Annotated in this window: 9 protein-coding genes and 1 other RNA gene; 3 read left to right on the top strand and 7 right to left on the bottom strand. The window is 40.2% G+C overall.

Going from position 1 to position 17,443, the window contains the following annotated elements; translation table 11 throughout:
- The first annotated feature begins 43 nt into the window (after positions 1 to 43).
- On the top strand, positions 44 to 721 hold the full coding sequence (locus tag BUF13_RS13780; RefSeq protein ID WP_073572368.1) for an ABC transporter ATP-binding protein: 678 nt from the start codon (positions 44 to 46) through the stop codon (positions 719 to 721).
- On the top strand, positions 714 to 3,239 hold the full coding sequence (locus tag BUF13_RS13775; protein ID WP_073572367.1) for an ABC transporter permease: 2,526 nt from the start codon (positions 714 to 716) through the stop codon (positions 3,237 to 3,239). Before BUF13_RS13780 ends, BUF13_RS13775 begins: the two co-directional genes overlap by 8 nt.
- A 190-nt stretch (positions 3,240 to 3,429) precedes the next feature.
- Here BUF13_RS13775 and BUF13_RS13770 read toward each other — a convergent pair whose 3' ends face one another.
- From BUF13_RS13770 to BUF13_RS13745, 6 genes are all read right to left on the bottom strand, one after another.
- A complete protein-coding gene (locus tag BUF13_RS13770) occupies positions 3,430 to 5,178 on the bottom strand; it encodes a RagB/SusD family nutrient uptake outer membrane protein (RefSeq protein ID WP_073572366.1) in 1,749 nt (582 codons plus the stop codon).
- A 34-nt stretch (positions 5,179 to 5,212) separates the two neighbouring features.
- Entirely contained in the window at positions 5,213 to 8,239 is a 3,027-nt protein-coding gene (locus tag BUF13_RS13765) for a SusC/RagA family TonB-linked outer membrane protein (protein ID WP_083586458.1), read from the bottom strand.
- Between the two features lie 323 nt (positions 8,240 to 8,562).
- Complete coding sequence (locus BUF13_RS13760) at positions 8,563 to 11,274, bottom strand: glycosyl hydrolase (protein ID WP_073572365.1); 2,712 nt, start codon at positions 11,272 to 11,274, stop codon at positions 8,563 to 8,565.
- A gap of 600 nt (positions 11,275 to 11,874) precedes the next feature.
- Positions 11,875 to 13,068 (bottom strand): serine hydrolase domain-containing protein, encoded by a 1,194-nt coding sequence (locus BUF13_RS13755; protein ID WP_073572364.1) that lies wholly within the window; start codon positions 13,066 to 13,068, stop codon positions 11,875 to 11,877.
- Positions 13,069 to 13,159: 91 nt separating this feature from the next.
- Complete coding sequence (locus BUF13_RS13750) at positions 13,160 to 14,320, bottom strand: helix-turn-helix domain-containing protein (protein ID WP_073572363.1); 1,161 nt, start codon at positions 14,318 to 14,320, stop codon at positions 13,160 to 13,162.
- Positions 14,321 to 14,415: 95 nt separating this feature from the next.
- Positions 14,416 to 14,910 carry a hypothetical protein gene (locus BUF13_RS13745; RefSeq protein WP_073572362.1) on the bottom strand — a complete coding sequence of 165 codons (495 nt, stop codon included), beginning with the start codon at positions 14,908 to 14,910 and terminating at the stop codon, positions 14,416 to 14,418.
- 861 nt (positions 14,911 to 15,771) lie between these two features.
- On the opposite strand from BUF13_RS13745, the gene BUF13_RS13735 reads away from it, so the two are divergent.
- Positions 15,772 to 16,659 carry a hypothetical protein gene (locus BUF13_RS13735; protein ID WP_073572360.1) on the top strand — a complete coding sequence of 296 codons (888 nt, stop codon included), beginning with the start codon at positions 15,772 to 15,774 and terminating at the stop codon, positions 16,657 to 16,659.
- 232 nt (positions 16,660 to 16,891) lie between these two features.
- On the opposite strand, the gene ssrA is transcribed toward BUF13_RS13735, so the two are convergent.
- Positions 16,892 to 17,292, bottom strand: a transfer-messenger RNA (tmRNA) gene (gene ssrA / locus BUF13_RS13730).
- Positions 17,293 to 17,443: the final 151 nt, after the last annotated feature.

Genomic DNA, 17,443 nt, shown 5'->3' with positions numbered 1-17,443 from the left:
TCCTATTCGTTTGAATGGGATATTATTTGCCTAAAAATAAAAGATGAATATACTTTCTATACAAGACCTTAGTAAAACCTATCAAAGTGGAAGTCGCAAATTAACGGTACTTGATTCCGTGAATTTTGATATTTCTTCAGGAGAAACCATTTCAATTGTTGGGCCATCAGGAAGTGGGAAAACCACACTTTTGGGGCTATGTGCCGGATTGGATTCTGCTAGTACAGGCTCAGTGACTTTGAACGGTGAAAACTTACAAAACCTCAATGAAGATCAGAGGGCCAGAGTCAGAAATCAGCATGTTGGCTTTATTTTTCAGAATTTCCAGCTTCTCCCGACTTTGACTGCTTTGGAAAATGTCATGGTTCCTCTGGAATTGAAAAAAAGGAAAGATGCCCGTAAGAAAGCGCAGGAATTATTGGAGAAAGTGGGGCTGGGTGACCGTGCGACGCATTATCCAACTCAGCTTTCTGGTGGAGAACAACAACGTGTTTCTATTGCCAGAGCTTTTGCCAATGAACCGAAAATCCTTTTTGCAGATGAGCCAACTGGAAACTTGGACACTGAAACAGGTGAAATGATTGAGAAATTAATTTTTGACCTAAATAAAGAAGAAGGAACAACTTTGGTTTTGGTGACTCACGACTTGGAGTTGGCGGCTAAAACTCAGCGAATCATTCATATCAAAGGAGGAAAAATACAGGAGGAAGCACATGCCTGATTTTAACTGGATTATAAAGATGGCTTTCCGGGATTTTCGGAAAAACATCTCACGCCTTTTACTTTTTGTTTCCTCCATTGTGGTTGGAATCGCGGCTTTGGTGGCGATAAGTTCCTTTGGTGAAAATTTGACTAAAGACATAGATAATCAGGCAAAGGAGCTTTTGGGAGCGGATTTGGTGCTGGAAAATCGAAATCCGATTGGTGATCAGCCAATCGATTCTTTGGCTATCCAAACTGCTGCTGAAGTCAATTTTGCCAGCATGGTAGCTTTCCCAAAAACAGGTGCGAGCAGATTGACTCAGGTAAGGGCTTTAGAAGGGGCCTTTCCTTTTTATGGTGTTCTAGAGACAATTCCTTTGGATGGAGAATCTAATTTCCGAACTGCAGGGAAGAAAGCCTTGGTCGAAAAGACTCTGATGGCTCAATTCAATGCACAAGTAGGAGATCAGATCAAAGTAGGGGAGGTTGAGTTTGAAATTGTCGGAGAACTTCAAAAAGTACCTGGACAGACCGGGATTACGGCAACTGTGGCTCCAGCAGTTTATATTCCAATGGCATATTTGGAAGAAACCGGCTTGGTTCAATACGGTAGCCGAGTGGAGTATAATCGCTATTTCCAATTCGCAGATGGTACCGATGTAGAGAAATTGATTGAGCCATATCAAGAACAATGGGAGATCGATCGAGTGGATGCCGATACAGTGGAGGATAGAAAACGATCAACAGGCCGCTCTTTTGGTAACCTATCCAATTTCTTGAGTCTGGTAGCATTCATCGCTCTTTTGTTGGGCTGTGTGGGAGTGGCTTCCGCAGTTAATGTATTTGTGAAAGAGAAATTGGCATCGGTTGCGGTCTTGAGATGTTTGGGAGTTTCTTCAAGAGATGTACTGTTTATCTACCTGACCGAAATCAAAATCATGGGATTGGTCGGGGCCATATTGGGTGCTGTTCTGGGAACCTTGCTTCAGTTTATTCTACCTGCTGTTTTTGCGGATTTCCTACCTGTAGAAGTGACTTTTGGGATTTCCTGGATGTCCGTTGGTTTTGGAGTGTTGACTGGGCTTTTTGTTTCAGTTTTATTTGCTCTTCTGCCATTATTAAAGGTTAGGAATGTCTCTCCAATGGCTACTTTGAGACCTGAAACTGCAGATTCTACTTTGCTCAAAGATCCATTGAGATGGATGGTGATTGTTGGGATTCTACTATTCGTTTGGGGATTCAGCTTTTACCTTTTAGGCTCCATGATGATGGCCTTGGGATTTGCAGCTTTTGTGGTTTTTGCCTTTGGAATCCTTTGGGGAATAGGGCAGTTGATCATGTGGGCCGTGAGGAAGTTTTTGCCTATTTCACTTCGTTATACCGTCAGACAGGCTTTGGCAAATTTGTATAGACCGAACAACCAGACTATTTCTTTGATAGCGACAATTGGTTTGGGGACTGCCATGATTTCCACTTTGTTTTTCCTTCAAAATCAACTTCTAGCGGAGGCAAAGTTTGCGGATAAAGAGGATCAACCCAATATGTTGATGTTTGATATTCAGACTGCCCAGTTGGATGATGTGAAAGGAAAGCTGTTGGATAGAAATCTCCGGATCATGCAGGAAGTTCCTATTGTAACCATGCAATTGAATGAAATCAATGGGATTGATAAAAAGGAAAATGAAGAATTGCCAGAGGAGGAAGATTACTCGAGATGGTTGTATAATCGCGAGTTTAGAGTGACCTACCGGGATACATTGATTTCTTCAGAGACCTTGACTGATGGGGAATTAATTCCAGTTGGTGCAAAAGGGGATTCTATTTTTGTAAGCTTTGAAAAAGGCTTTGCAGAAGGAAATGGCTTAAAGATCGGTGATGAAGTGGAATTCAATGTTCAAGGCCGACCTATCAAAACCTACATCGGTAGCTTGAGAGATGTAAAATTCAATCAGGTTTCTACCAATTTTCTGGTTTTGTTCCCCGGAGGAGTCCTAGATCAGGCACCGAAATTCCATGTGCTGATCACCAAAACAAAAAATGACCGGGAAGCAGCAGATGTACAGGCGGAAGTGGTGCGAGCTTTCCCAAATATCTCGGTGATCAATTTAGGTACCATCGTGGAAACGCTAGAAGATATTCTGGGGAAAATCAGCTTTGTGATCCAGTTTATGGCTTTCTTCAGTATTGCTACGGGTATTTTGGTTCTGATCAGTTCTTTGATCATCAGTAAATACCAAAGAATGCGAGAAAGCATATTGTTAAGAACATTGGGAGCGGACTCTGGAACAGTCAGCAAGATCAATACCTTGGAATATTTCTTCCTGGGAAGTTTGGCATCGCTTTCTGGAATCTTATTGTCATTCTTGGCGACGTGGTTACTTAGTGCTTTTGTCTTTGAAATGGAATTCCGTCCCGCTTGGGGAGCAGGTTTGATACTTTATTTGGCTATCACGGGATTGACAATTGTCCTAGGTTGGTTGAATGGTAGAAGAATCATCAATCAGCCTCCGATGGAGATTTTGAGAGGGAATGGATGATTTAAAACTGGTTAGAAATATGAGTTTTTTTCCTTGGGAAAAAGTAAAGTGGATGTATATGATCCTTATGGGGTTGTTCCTGTTAACTCTAATGCTCTTGGGACTGGTACTATACCGATAGACTACTGATTATAAAAAAATGGCAGCAAAATATACTTTTGCTGCCATTTTTAATTGAATAGGTTATCGATTAATACCCTTGATTCTGAACTAGGAATCCTTCCACATTGGATGCACCATCAATGGCGCTTTGTGGTATTGGGAACAATCTTTTATAGACGTCTGTATCAGTTTTTTCGGTCCAGGAATCCTCATATTTTCCAAATCGGATTTGATCTGCTCTTCTGAAGCCTTCCCAATACAATTCGAATCCACGCTCTCTGAAAAGAATTTCCAAATCGATAGAATTCAAAGCTGCTGGCGTCACTTCAGGACGAGCAGTTCTGGAGGTTCTCACTGTATTCAAGTCAGTCAATGCTCCTGCAGAATCTCCTAATCTTAATTTTGCTTCAGCTCTCATCAAATAGATCTCAGCCAATCTCATCAAAACTAGGTCCACGCTGCTGTAATGGTTCCCGTTTGGAGATGTATGACTAAACTGGTATTTCGCACATCTGAATCCAGTATTATGCAATCTTCCTTCATTAGTAAAGTCTACCATCATGGTATGATTTACATATCCGACGTCTTTATCAGGTCCATTTCCTTTTCTTTGGATTACTGGGTAGATTCTCACTTTTCCATCATCACATCTCAAGAATGCTCCATCATCCCCTTTTCTAGGTCCCCACTGCACTCCTCTTAATACACCACGGTTCATTTCAAAATCTTCATCTGTGATGCAATAGTAATTGTCTTCGTCATTCAATGGTGAAAGTCCAGTCAAATCTTGAATGTCCTCAGGGATCATTTCATTCATTTTGAAAAACCTTGCATCAGCCTCTGCAGGATCCACCTCATAAGCATCCATCCAAGTTTGAATAAAGTCAGAGGTGAATGCAGGACCATCTGTACCGTCTGCACTTGGCGACTCAGGTCTAGGGAACATGGATCCAGCGATAGACCAATAAGCCCAACGGCTATGCTCGTCTCTCAATACACCTCTTTGATCCAATGCGAAGATGATTTCAGAATTGCTGTTGTTATCATCATTGAAAAGGTCGAAGTATTCTGCAGAGAAATTGAATTTTCCTGAACTGATGATATTGTTGGTGTATTCTACCACCTTATTCATATCCTCAGAGGTGAAATTAGGAGTTCCGTAAGGATCACGATAAACTGCTGCATTCAAGTGGAGTCTTGCCAAAAAGCCATAAACTGCTGATTGGGTTAATCTACCAGGTCCCAAATCTGTATTGATCAAATCAACTACTGAAAGAAATTCATCTTTGATGTAATTGATAGCATCATCACCTCTCAAGATTACAGAAATGTCACTGGAAACTTCTTTGTCAAAAGCAATTCCCCAACTATCCAAAGCCAACATGTTTAAGTAGGCTCTTAAGGCAATCATTTCATACAATGCAGAAGCTGCTTGCTGATCACCTGCATCTGCCAAAGGTCTCAATACTTCAATCGCAGAGATCGCTCTGGAGATATTTTTTGTCAACTCATTCCAAGAACTACCAACTAGGTCGTTTCCAGGAGTCATCAAATGCTGATGAGTAGCAATAAATTTACCCCCATCAAACCAATCTGTTCCACCTCGGTAAGGGAGGATCGCTTCATCTGATGAGATTAATTGTAATCCGTAGTAATTAGTATGGTACCAAACGGATGAGATCTGTCCGTATGCTGGAGCAATTGCTCCACTAATAGGCTCTGCTTGACCTTCACCAGCCAAGGATTCATCTAAGATCGGCTCTTCTAGGTCTGTACAGGCTGCTCCAAACAAGAGCAAAGTCCCTAATATTGTTTTATTGAATATATTCTTTTTCATCTTTTTCGTTTTTTAAGATCTAAAAATCAGGAGCTTAGAAAGCTACGTTTAAGCCCAATAGAATAGTTCTAGCTTTAGGGTATGTGAATCGATCAATACCGAAAGTTTGAACTCCACCAGTAGAGCTACCTGTATTTACCTCAGGATCGAAACCAGAATAGTTTGTGATCACAAATAAGTTTTGGCCTGTCAATGAGATTCTGATATTTCTCACAACATCACCCAATCCAATTGCTTCTGGTCTTAGGCTATATGCCAAAGTTGCGTTGTTCAATCTCAAGAAGCTTCCATCTTCCAAATAACGAGTGGAAACCTCATTGGCATTTGTGATGTCTTCTTCAGGATATTGGGTAGCAAAATCCGTAGTGTTGAAAGAAGATGCCAACATTCCTTTTTGGAACAAAGACATGGTGGTGTGGTTGAAAATCTTATTTCCAGAAGCGCCATTGAAATTGATACCTAAATCAAAGCCCTTGTATTTAAGGTTTGTGTGGAATGCGTACAACATTTTTGGAAGAGCTGACCCCACGACTGTTCTGTCATTTTCCAATACTTGACCGTCACCGTTTACATCACGGAAAGCGTTCAAACCATTTTCACCGATTCCGATGAAATCTTTCATATAGAAAGCACCAATAGGCTCACCGTTGATATAACCATTGATAGTTGCACCTGTTTGGCCTGCACCTGACGCCGCACCTGTTGTCAAAACTGCAAATGGAGAGTTAACAACTTTGTTGTCAATGATAGTAGCATTACCGCCCAAGTTGAATTGGAAAGGACGCTGAGGATCATTATTGTATTCCAAACCAAATTCGAAGCCTTGGTTTTGGATCTGCATGTCTGGCACATTGGTCCAGTAGGTAGCTGTTGGCTGAATCGGATCGGCTGGAACTACTTCCAATAGGATGTTTTCAGAGATTTTGTTGAAGTAATCAACAGTACCTGATAGTCTGAAATCAAAGAAGCTGAAGTCTAGACCAATGTTGGTCTGGGTGGAAACTTCCCATTGGATGTCAGGATTTGCCAGCCTGGTGAAGATTGTACCATAAGGATAGCCGTCCAAAGTAGTCGCTCCTGGAGTCAAAGGATAAGTATCGTTTCCTCCTTTGCTTTCAGAAAAACTCAACTGAGTAATTTTAGAAGGGATTTCTTGATTACCAGTTTGTCCCCAGCTCGCTCTCAATTTCAAGTTGTCAAAAAATGACTCTTGCATAAATCCTTCTCTGCTGATGTTCCAACCCAATGCAAAGGATGGGAACACTCCGTATTTATTGTTCTCTCCAAATTTGGAAGAACCATCCGCTCTCAAAGTAGCAGTGGCAAGGTACTTTCCATCATATCCGTAGTTTACTCTTCCAAAGAATGACTGCAATTCATTTTCAATCGCATAAGAGTTTACTGTAGTAGGTTGTTCTTGAGTACTGGTTTGATCCTGATAAATCGGATCTACATCATTGTTTGCAAAGCCTGTAAGGTTGAATGCTTGTTGCTGAACAAAAGTCTTTTGATAAGAATGACCTGCTAAAACAGTGGTTTCAATTTTACCTGATTCAAATTTGTATGTCAGGATATTTTCAACCAATTGGTTGGAGTTTCTTGTGATAGCAGAGTTCAAATAGCCCAATTCATATCCTTCCAAAAGGTTGTATGGTTTTCTCTGAACATCTCTATTTGTAGTAGAGAAATCAACACCCAAATTCAATTTGTAAGTCAGTCCCTTGATGATTTCATATGAAGGAGAAATGTTTGCCAACATTCTGTTGTTGATAGCTACATCTGAATAGATCTCATTGTTCACCACCGGATTCAACATGTCCACCAATTGAGTTGGCGATCCATTTGTAAAGGCTGGAATAGTTGGGTTCAATTGCAACATGTTCACGATTATTCCGCCATTGTCAGGTCTGAAGTTTTCCGTTCTGGAAGCCGTCAAATTATAGTCAACATTGAATCGACCATTCAAAGCTTTCTGAGTCATGTTTACTCTGCCTGAATAACGCTTCAGTTCAGAATTCAATAGAATACCTTCCAAATCTTCTACACCTGCAGATACATAGTAAGAGAATCTCTCACTTGCAGCTCCACTCATTGAGAAGTTGATGTTATTGGAACGGCCAGTTTGAGTCAATGCATCCTGCCAATCAGTATTTCCACCAGCATCATACAAGGTTCCGCCAATAGCAGGAACTTGTCTTCTGAATTCATCAGCTGAGAAAACATCGATTTTGTTGGCCATGTTGGACCAAGCAGTAGAAACGGAAAGATTCATTTCAGTTTTACCTTCTTTTCCTCTTTTGGTAGTAATAACAATTACCCCGTTTGCAGCACGAGCACCATAAATGGCTGCTGCCGAAGCATCTTTCAATACATCGATACTTTCGATATCCTGCGGATTGATAAAGTTCAGAGGGTTACTTGCCAAACCGGTAGTGGTATTGTCCAAAACAAAACCATCTACTACATAAAGTGGGGTGGTTCCTGATCTCAAACTACCGATACCACGGATAATTACATCCTGCGCAGCACCTGGCTCGCCACTCGTATTGGTGACATTGACACCAGCAACCTTACCTTGAAGCAATTGACCTGGGTTGACCACAACACCTTTGTTGAAGTCTTCAGATTTAGTAGAGCTAATTGCACCAGTTACGTCAGATTTTTTCTGAACACCGTAAGCAACTACGACTACATCTTCCAATTGGGTAATGTCAGCTGTCAATTCTACATTCAATGTGGTTTCATTTCCTAGAGTCACCTCTTTAGAAATGTATCCGATGTAAGAAAATACCAAAACATCTCCCGGGTTCGCATTGATAGAGAAGCTTCCGTCAATATCTGTAATGGTTCCGGTTACTGTTCCTTTGATACTGACAGAGGCTCCTATGAGTTCCTCGCCGCTTTCATCGGTTACAGTTCCTCTGATTTCTGCCTGTTTTTCATAGGCTGAAATCCTTGCGAAATTACCTTCGGCAAAGCTCGGTGCCGAAAATGTGAATTGGCAGCCCAGTCCTATTAAAAGGAGGGCAGACCAATGTTTTTTGGATAAAAGTTTCATCATAGTGCGATGGTTTTGAGAGTTTAAATTGGGTTTATGGTCTTTTTGAAAAGCGATTGGCAGAGAGATTGTCTCTTTTGTGAAAATATTGCTTCTAAAAATACCCTAATACAAAATTTCGACTCTAGCGAATAAATAGGTTGTATATATCTAGTTTTATGAAAAAACTGAAATAATATACTGATTTTTAATTTGAGATTTTAAGGTGTCTGGTTTTTTTGAATTCGGGCGCAAGGTTACGCCAATCCTTTCAAAGAGGGTGGTCCCAAAAAATTACCATTAGATTAAAAAATTGTAAAGTCGAGAAATGTGTGTTTGTGTGGGGGTTAATTTTTCAACCTAAAAAGTTGCACAGGGCCCAATAAGCCAGATAATGCCGTAGGATATTCCGATGCGTCAAATGGCTTATAATTGATGTTGACAATATTTGCGTCCTTGAATTTCTTCCAGTTTTTCTCTCCTTTTTGATCAATCGCGATGATTTGGTTGATCGCCAAATTGGTCACTTCAATTCGGAGTTCATTACCGGATTTACGAAGCAATCCTTCTGGAATCACCAAGTCAAAAGGAACTGACCAGGCATTGCCAACCAGTTTTCCATTGATATAGACATCTGCGGATTCTCGGACATCTCCCAATTTGAGGAGAAAGCTTTCCTTTTCATTCCAGCTTTCAGGTAAATCAAAGCTTGTAGTGTAAACTCCTGTTCCTCCGAAATACTTTGCTTTTTCATCCGATAATTCTGTCCAGGATTTTAGCGCGGAAAGAGTGGTCGACTCAGGTAAGGGACTATATCGAGGAAGGAAACTTAATTTCCACGGTCCTTGAATCGATTCAGGATTTCCTTCAGGAATAATGTAATTCCACTTTTCATCTTCATTCCTCTCAGAAGCATAAGATTTGATAAAAATCGACTGCCCTGGTTGTAGCTGTAGGAATATTTTAGGGGTACCAGCCTTAGTTTTTGAAAAATCTACAAAACCCTTTTTGCCGGTATTTGGGTCATACAACTCGATAGATTTACCAAAAATAGAAAGTGAGATAGAATCGCTATGAAACTCATTTTTCAAATTGGTGACGAAATAAAAGTGATTTTCAGATTCATCTTTTTTTCTCAAAAAGCTTAAGCCTTTTTCGGAAAACTCTTCTGATTGGATCCTCCAGTTTCTAAGTTCCTTAGAAATAGAGGTGCTGATTATCACATTTGTTGAAGCTTTCAATTTTTGATTGATTACTTCGAGTTTTTTATTCTTTTCTTCATAATCAAAAAGTCCAGCTGTAGAGCTAGGCAATTGATTTTTGAATATGATTTTTGCCCCTTTTTGAGATAGCTGCTCAAGTTGTTGAAGTGTCGAAAGTGGAATAAACTCAACTTCTGGAATCACTATCGCTTTGTATTTGGCTTTCCCCGATAGAATTGAACCATCTTCGGTAATAGTCAAATTTTCTAACAATCGATCTGAGATATAATCAAACTGATAGCCCGAATTCATCAGTTCTTCTGCCAAATGCCCCACAGAAGTATTCAAAAGCCACCTTTCGGCATGGTGTACATCCAGTTGAACGATGCCGGTAGAATTTCCTGAATTTGCCCAGATATCATCAATAGGGAAATAAAGCAATACATCCTGATCAGGAAGAGAATTTTGTAAAATCAGTTGTGAGTTGTAGATGTAGCGGTTCAGAAGAGGGGTCTGATTCCAAAACCCAGCCTGAGGTCCAAAATTAACAGCGGCATAAAACTGCCAACCCGGAAAACCTTCTTCATAAGGTGAATAGGGGAGCCCATGATAATAAATGTGATTGATGCCATTGACCAAAAGCTCATCCACTTGCGGCTTGATCATGGAAAGTGCGATTTTGAAATGGTCTGCAAGCCAGGTGAAACTTTCCGAACCAGACCTTTTCTTGCCTGTCAAATTGGCGGCAGATGAAGCGAATTTGTAAGTGAGAGGTTCTGGTTTTCCGAAGCGACTTTCATCAAAATCGGGATCATTTCTGACCAAAGGAATATCAAATCGACTGGTTCCAAATGCTTCCGTTTGGGGAAGATCTGCCGCAGCATATAAATCCAAAAGATTTCCCGGAGAGCCATGGGCTTGATTGCTCAAAGAAATGCCCATTTGATTGGTCCATTTTTGTAGTGGCGTGACAAATTCCTCCAAAAGCAAATCTGCTATGGTTTGCTGATAATCCATGTAAACTCGCTTCTTGAGGTCGGATTCTGCTCCCAAAAGCAATTCAAAATAATTTCGGAAATCATAGCCTCTGCGCTTTTCGAATTCTTCCAAAAACTCATCCGTCCAATTCGCTCCATAGACTTCGTAACTGTCATTGAAAAAGGATCTGGGCTTTTGGTTTCTATCTGAAAATATCGAGTCGAACTTTACCAGAAACTGCTGAAGCGCGGCTTCATTGAAATGATCCATGACCAAGCCTGCTCCGCCCGGTGCTGCTCGTTTTACTTTTTGGCCAGTCAAAGAAGATTTGATTAGAAAAATATCCCAAGTTGGTTGTGGAGAATTCAAGTTTCCATCCTGCGGAACTTCTTTGGTATTGTTTTCACTCATGACCGCTTTCGCCCAGACGATGGCACTGTCTGATTTTTTGATTTGTTCAAGATCAGGCTTGGTAGTGGATTGAAACGATTCGATTTCAAACTTTTTGGCAGCGATATCAGGGCTTACCTGCGGGCCACCTATTGGCCATCCGGAACCAATGGAAATGTCTACATCCAAATTCAATCTATGGGCTTCCTGAATGGTGTGGTCCAGCATTTGAAGCCAGAGCTCAGAGAGGTAAGGTATTTCTTTTTCCTCTTCGCCCATGACGCCATAAATAGGAACGATTTCCACTCCGCCGAACCCGGCTTTACTGAGGTCTTCTAAATTATGTGTGATTCCCTCCTCTGTGACTATACTTCCCAGCCACCACCAACGGGTCCAGGGTTTGGCATTTGGATCCTCAGTTTGAGCAAAAATGGACTGACTGGTAAAAAGGAAAACGAAAAACAGAGATAAGAAATAGGTTCTTTTCATGGAATTGGACAGATCCTGAATTGATTGTAATCTTGAATTTCCAATATAGGTTTTTCAATCCGGTGGACTGTCATGGACCTGGAGCCTTTTCTGACAAATGGAAAGAATAGGAGTCCGAAATTCAGACTCCTTTAATTCAAAATCAGATTTACTTATTTCTTGTTATTTATATCCGCATTTGTATTACAAATCTAAAGCTTATTAGTGGTTTATTTTCCACAATGTTTATTGAGTCATTTTACAGGTTTTATACAAGGTTTTTTTATCTTTTTTTTGTAAAAAACCTGCTTAAAGCCTGAATAAACCCTGAATAAACCTTGAATAAAGTCGAACGTTTATTTGTGACAGAACCAAAGAAGTATTCATTGGAAATTGATCAGGATTTGGGGAATTATTTTAGTGAGGATTACATGAACATTTTTCTTTAATTGGCTAACAATTTTTTCAAACAGTTTCATTGACAGTTGTTTTTATTTTCACCTTTCTGAGTGATCCATTCATTAAAACATCCTATCATTTGTGGTAAATGATAGGATATTGAAATTCTTTCCTTTGACAAGTTGAATATCGACTATTGAAATGCAAATAATATTTCCTATTTCATTCCCATTGATGAGCTTTGAGTGTGTTCCATATTTCTCGGATACTTTCAACCATTCCTTCATCGTCTTCGGCCATAATGTTTGTCATTAAAAATGCTCCTGCATTTCGATCGGGATTTGCAGCAGATAGGCTCAAAACTCCCAAATCACTCCCGGTATGACTGAAAACTCCTGATTCGGAAACCTCCCAAAAGATGCCTGACGATTCTTTTCCAAATACCTTTCTAGAAAACATTTCTTCATAAGATGCTTTGGAAAGTAGAGTTCCTTGTCCTTTAGCTCCTTTCATCATTTCCGCCATGAATAATCCAAAATCTCCAGAACTGGTAATCACTCCTCCGTCTGGATATGTGATAAGTTTGTAGCGTGGAATTGGATTGAAATTGGTCAGGTATCTAGTCGCAAATTGCTCGGGTAGATTATCTCCCAAATCCCAACTGGATTGTGTCATTTGAAGGGGGGCGAAGATGTATTTCTGAGTGAATTCATGAAATGCCATGCCAGTTGCATTTTCCAAAACATAGGCAGCCAATGCCGAGCCTACATTGGAATAACTGTAACTTTTTCCGGGTTCTTTGGAACCGAAATTATCTTCAGAAAACCACTTTCCTTCCGAAGCCAGAGAGTTCTTCAGGAATGAACCCAAATCCATATCCTCGTTTTGCTTAAAAATCTCATAATACTCCTGAACTTCTGAAGGAAGGAGGCTAGGATCATAGTTGGGGTCTAAAATAACATAAGCTCTGGGGTAGATCAGCTCATCTTCGATACCTGAGCTATGCCTTGCCAAATCTTCGATGGAGATCGGAGTGTTCGGGAATTTGGGATGATGAATTTCAAATGGTAGGTATTGATTGATGGGGTCTTGTAAGTCTAATTTCCCCTGTTCTTGTGCGATCATCAAAGCAACGGCAATAAAGGTTTTGGAAGTGGATCCAATGGTCTGGACAGTAGTGTTCAAGTAGGGAGCTTGATTACTTAGATCGCTTACGCCAAAACTTTTTTGGAAGAGAATTCCAGTGTCATCAAAGGCTGATACACTCAATCCGGGAAGCTCAGATTCATCAAAAATCTTTTGGAGTTTGGCTTCAAGTTCAGATTCCGTTTTGGTAGGCTTCACTTCTTGCGAAAGGCATCCAGTAGTTAAAAAGAGGATGAAAAGAAGGAGAGGGAAGAATGATTTGTTGTACATGTGTTTGTTGGTTTGTTTTGGACAAATCAAGCCAACAAACAGACTTCAGACGTCCCAATGGATGCATTGGGCCTAAATGGGTCCATTTTTTTCACTTCTCTCCGTACTTTTTCCTGTATTCCGAAGGCGAAAGTCCTGTCTCTTTTTTGAATATCCGGTTGAAAGAGGTTTTTGATTTGAATCCGCAATCAAAGGCAATCCCTAAAAGTGTCAAATGAGAGAAGGCTGGATCTTTTATTTTTTCGCAAACGGCCTTTATCCTTTCCTGATTGATCAGATCATAAAAACTGATTTTGAGATATTGGTTCAAAAAGGCAGAAAGCTTCTTGTCTGAGACCTCCATCAGTTTGGCCATTTTTCCCAAAGTCAAATCCTCGTCGAGATAAGGCTTTTCCTCTTGCATCAATTGTAAATAATCTGACTCAAGACCTTTCAGATCTTCTGGAGAATAGCTTGGACTGGTGACTGGAGAGGAAGGTTTTTCAGTAATTATTTCTGAGTGAGGAATAGAAGGTGAGTAAAGGTGTTTTGGGATTAAGATTTTGGATTGGTTTACACCGTAATAGCCCAGATGAAAGACCAAAAAAAGGATTCCTGCCAAAGTGATATAGGCATCTGATCCCGCCAAAAAAGTCAGTTCTTCACCAAAAAGTAGCAAATAGATTTCAGTCAAAAGATCAATGCTGGTAATCAATATTGCTCCCCAAAGTAACCTCCCAATCCATTGGATGTCATAATTTGAATAGCTTTGGTTTAGTAGATTTTTAAATCGATTATAAAGTCGGATCGAATAGCTTAAATATCCAATCAGATAAATACTTTCCAGAAAAACTAAAGGCGTTTCACCCAACCCAATCAGGTTTTGGATATAGGAAGGTTTTGGTGCGCCACTCAGCCAAAATATCAAAATCGGTAATGAGAAAAAGCAAGTAAACAGGAGGGCAGGGGTAAAGTGAAACCACTTTTTTCTCCAAAACTGTTTTTGTTTGGTGAAAAGGGATTCTATGTAAAGACATAGTAATGGTGCCGCAATCCAGGCCAAAGCTTCAAATGGTAGGTAGGTAAGAGTAAATAGCCATTTGATTTGGTGGATTTGGGAATAAGAATGGATGAAAACCAACAAAATCAAAATGAAAAACAAGCCAAGAATAATATTAGACCTTGTTTTTTTCTCTTTTTTGAAGATCAGCATCAGGATCAAAAAACAGATGATGATGCCGCCAATCAGTAGAAAATCTAAAATCAATTGCATTGAAAAAGTGAGGTGATTTGGGTTTTAAGTTCGGAACTCAAAGAAAGCAGAAAATCCTAAAAAAGATGGGTGATTTTAACTTCTCTTAGCTTTATTTATTGAGTGAACAAAGTCCATTTTTTCTCTGTTTCAAATTTTCTTTGAATTAAATGTGGGCTGTATGCGACGACACTGACTCCTAAAAATACCACACTAGCCTCGAATAGACCTTGAGCATCTTCTTTTGAATCGGTGATCATTAAAAGGGGAGAAGTGATCAGACCGATTAATCCAATGTATCCCGTGATTCCAGCCAAAGCAGGTTGCTTATTCATTAATTTGTTTGTTATTTCTTGGACTGAATTAATTTGAACAAGGATTATTTCTGAGTCCTTTTTCTTTCTGGAGGTTGAAATTTCTAGTATTTGGTCTTTTACAATAAGGATTCTACCTGTGACTAAGGTGGAGTCGGAAGTTTTAAAAGTTAAGATGGTTTTCCTTTTGAGTTTAATAACCCGTCCATCTTCGTTGTTTTTTAAATAGGCATTCTGTTGAGCATTTGCAATGCTAAAAGGGATAAAAATCAATAAGTAAATAAGTAAGTACCTCATGATTTCAATTTTTAAAAAACCAAAAGATGTCAAAAGAATCCGGATTTGTATCTAGGCAGATATTGGATCACTTTCCTTTAATTTATGACAAAAGTTTTATTAAATAACAAGGTCCCAGGTCAGTAAATAGTCTAGAATATCAGGGCGTAGTAGCCAGTTGTTTTTTTTAAAAAACTTCATCTCTCAGAATGATTTTTTTGGCCTCTGGATAAAAAATCCATTTACAATGAAAGCAGCTGCTAGTGCCATAAAAAAGCCTTTTGGAAATTTTCTGAAAGGCTTTTTGATATAATTTGATCACCCGCAAACTTGCCAGTTTTGGAAAAAAGTGGCAAAGATTAGCATTGAAGTTCCAGGCTTGCAAAATTTGCTCATCAGTCATCCGGCCCAGATAATCAAAGGAAATTAAGAGTAGAATACAAATGCAGAAGTGCATTTGGAATGAAATTTACCACTTTTCAAGACCTAGAAGTTTTTTGCTCAAGTCAGTCAATTCAGCAACTCCATACTTGGTTTGTTCCCAGTTTCGGGGATCTCCTCTAAGCATAGAAAACTTGGAAGACTAGGTGTAGTTTGTAACTACACCTTTTTTATTTTCTTGTATTTTCAATACCCTGCCCCGCGCAAAAACACGAGGCTAGGCAATAATGCTGCTGAGAATGATTCTTTCTGGGCTTTAGCCCAATTGTGATAAGAGAATTAGCAATTCAGGGAAAGAAGTTCGGGATTGCAAACCCCAAACAGCGGGAAGACCGTTTAGGAAGAAGTCCTGTTTTCATCCGAACCTAAAAACGAGCTATATTGAGTAGAGGAATGGTTTGCTTGGTTTGCATTAATTTGGAGTTAAAACTCACTTGTAGGATGAAAAAATATTGGGTGCTATTTTTTGTTTTGGCCTCCTGCGGACCGGAGGAGATTCCCTACCTTCCCGTAGAGCAGAGGGAAACGGTGGAAATCTTGGACCAAGAACTGATCGAGATCCGAAGTTGGTATTTTCCAGAAAATTCATCTTCCAAGATCCTGAGTCTAAAACGGGTCAACCAGCCCGGAAAAGATTCCTTGACCTTGGCAGACACTTTGGTAATGAGCCAATTTGTAAGGGAAATTGGTTGGATACCATGGAATAGCCCCTACAGCGGGGGCATGAATAATTTTTTTTACAACAACGGCTGGGAATTCTATCCTTTCTACATCCTAGGTTCAGGTCAGATCAAAGAAAGCGATCCCAGAGATTCCTTGCCAGGTCTTCCCCTTTTGTTGGAAAAGATCGTTCAAACTCCCCCGTGTCCAGTGGTGATTCCAGAGAGAAGAACGGACTATCCCCTACAAAATATTCCTTGGAAATGGATCGGATTTATCGACGAATCCGGTGAGGTTTACTCCCACCCTTATTGCGAAGGACCTTCTGGCAGTATCCAATTCACTCAAAAAGGACAAAGTGTGCCTGGTTACGTTACTAACCAACCTAATGCCCTGCTGGTGGAATTCAGCACCGGAGTCAGTAATTTTTATGACTCCCCTTTTTTCTATGAAATCAAGGGAAATCAGGTGAGTCTTTATACTTCCTATTATTACGGTCCTAATCGGCATCAAACTTCCTTTCCTTTAACGACCAAAAGAGTCTACGAAAAGCAAGATAGTGTCAAGCGCGTGATCGCTCCAGGAGAGTTGGACTTCCAGATTCAGGGGAATCGGCTAATTATTTCCCGAAATGACACGGATCTTCGGCTTTTGTATATGGCGAATTGAGGAGGATTTCCTTCATACCCCACTAGCCCTTCAGAGCCTAGAGAACCTTATAGACTAGGTGTAGTTTGTTACTACACCTTTTTATTTTCTCGAATTTTCAATATCCCTCCCCTGCGCTAAAGCACTGGGCAATTTTAGTTCCGGTAGGAAAGATTCTATTCTATTGGAATGGGTTTGAACCCATTTCACCTATAAAAAAACAAAACCCCTGAATTTATGAAAATCCAGAGGTTGGTGGAGCTGGCGAGATTCGAACTCGCGTCCAGATAAGGAAACACCGTACCGTCTACATGCTTAGTCACCGATTGGGTTTTCGACCAAACTATGCTGGGTGACACACCTGAGCTTGGCTTATCGATTGGTCTTAAGCTTGCTTAATCGCATCACAAGCAGCAGCCCGATCAAGTCGACACCTCAAATCCAGCCGGATCAGACAACGGATGGTGAGATGTGGCCGGGGAATTACTCTCGTAACTCAACCCTTTAAGCGATCTATCCTATAAGGTTAGATTAGGCAGCCATGGCGTAAGAAGTTTCGCCATTTATAGTTCGTATGAATCTTTCAAGGCCGTACATACTCCAGCCTGCATGCAAGCCCGATCTTTACACTTACTGTCAAAACCGGTCAGCCCCATTTGTTTTGGGAAGACAAAAGTAATCCAATTTTAGTTCCAAGGAAATGATTTGGCGTTTTTGAAAAGAGCAGTTGCCTATTAACAAGTTGCGATCTTTTCCAGAAGTCAATGGAATACCTCAATGTGCCTACTTTTTTTCATTTTTTCAT

The organism is Algoriphagus zhangzhouensis (assembly GCF_900148515.1).
Taxonomy (GTDB): domain Bacteria; phylum Bacteroidota; class Bacteroidia; order Cytophagales; family Cyclobacteriaceae; genus Algoriphagus; species Algoriphagus zhangzhouensis.
This window is presented reverse-complemented; position numbering and strand designations above follow the sequence as displayed.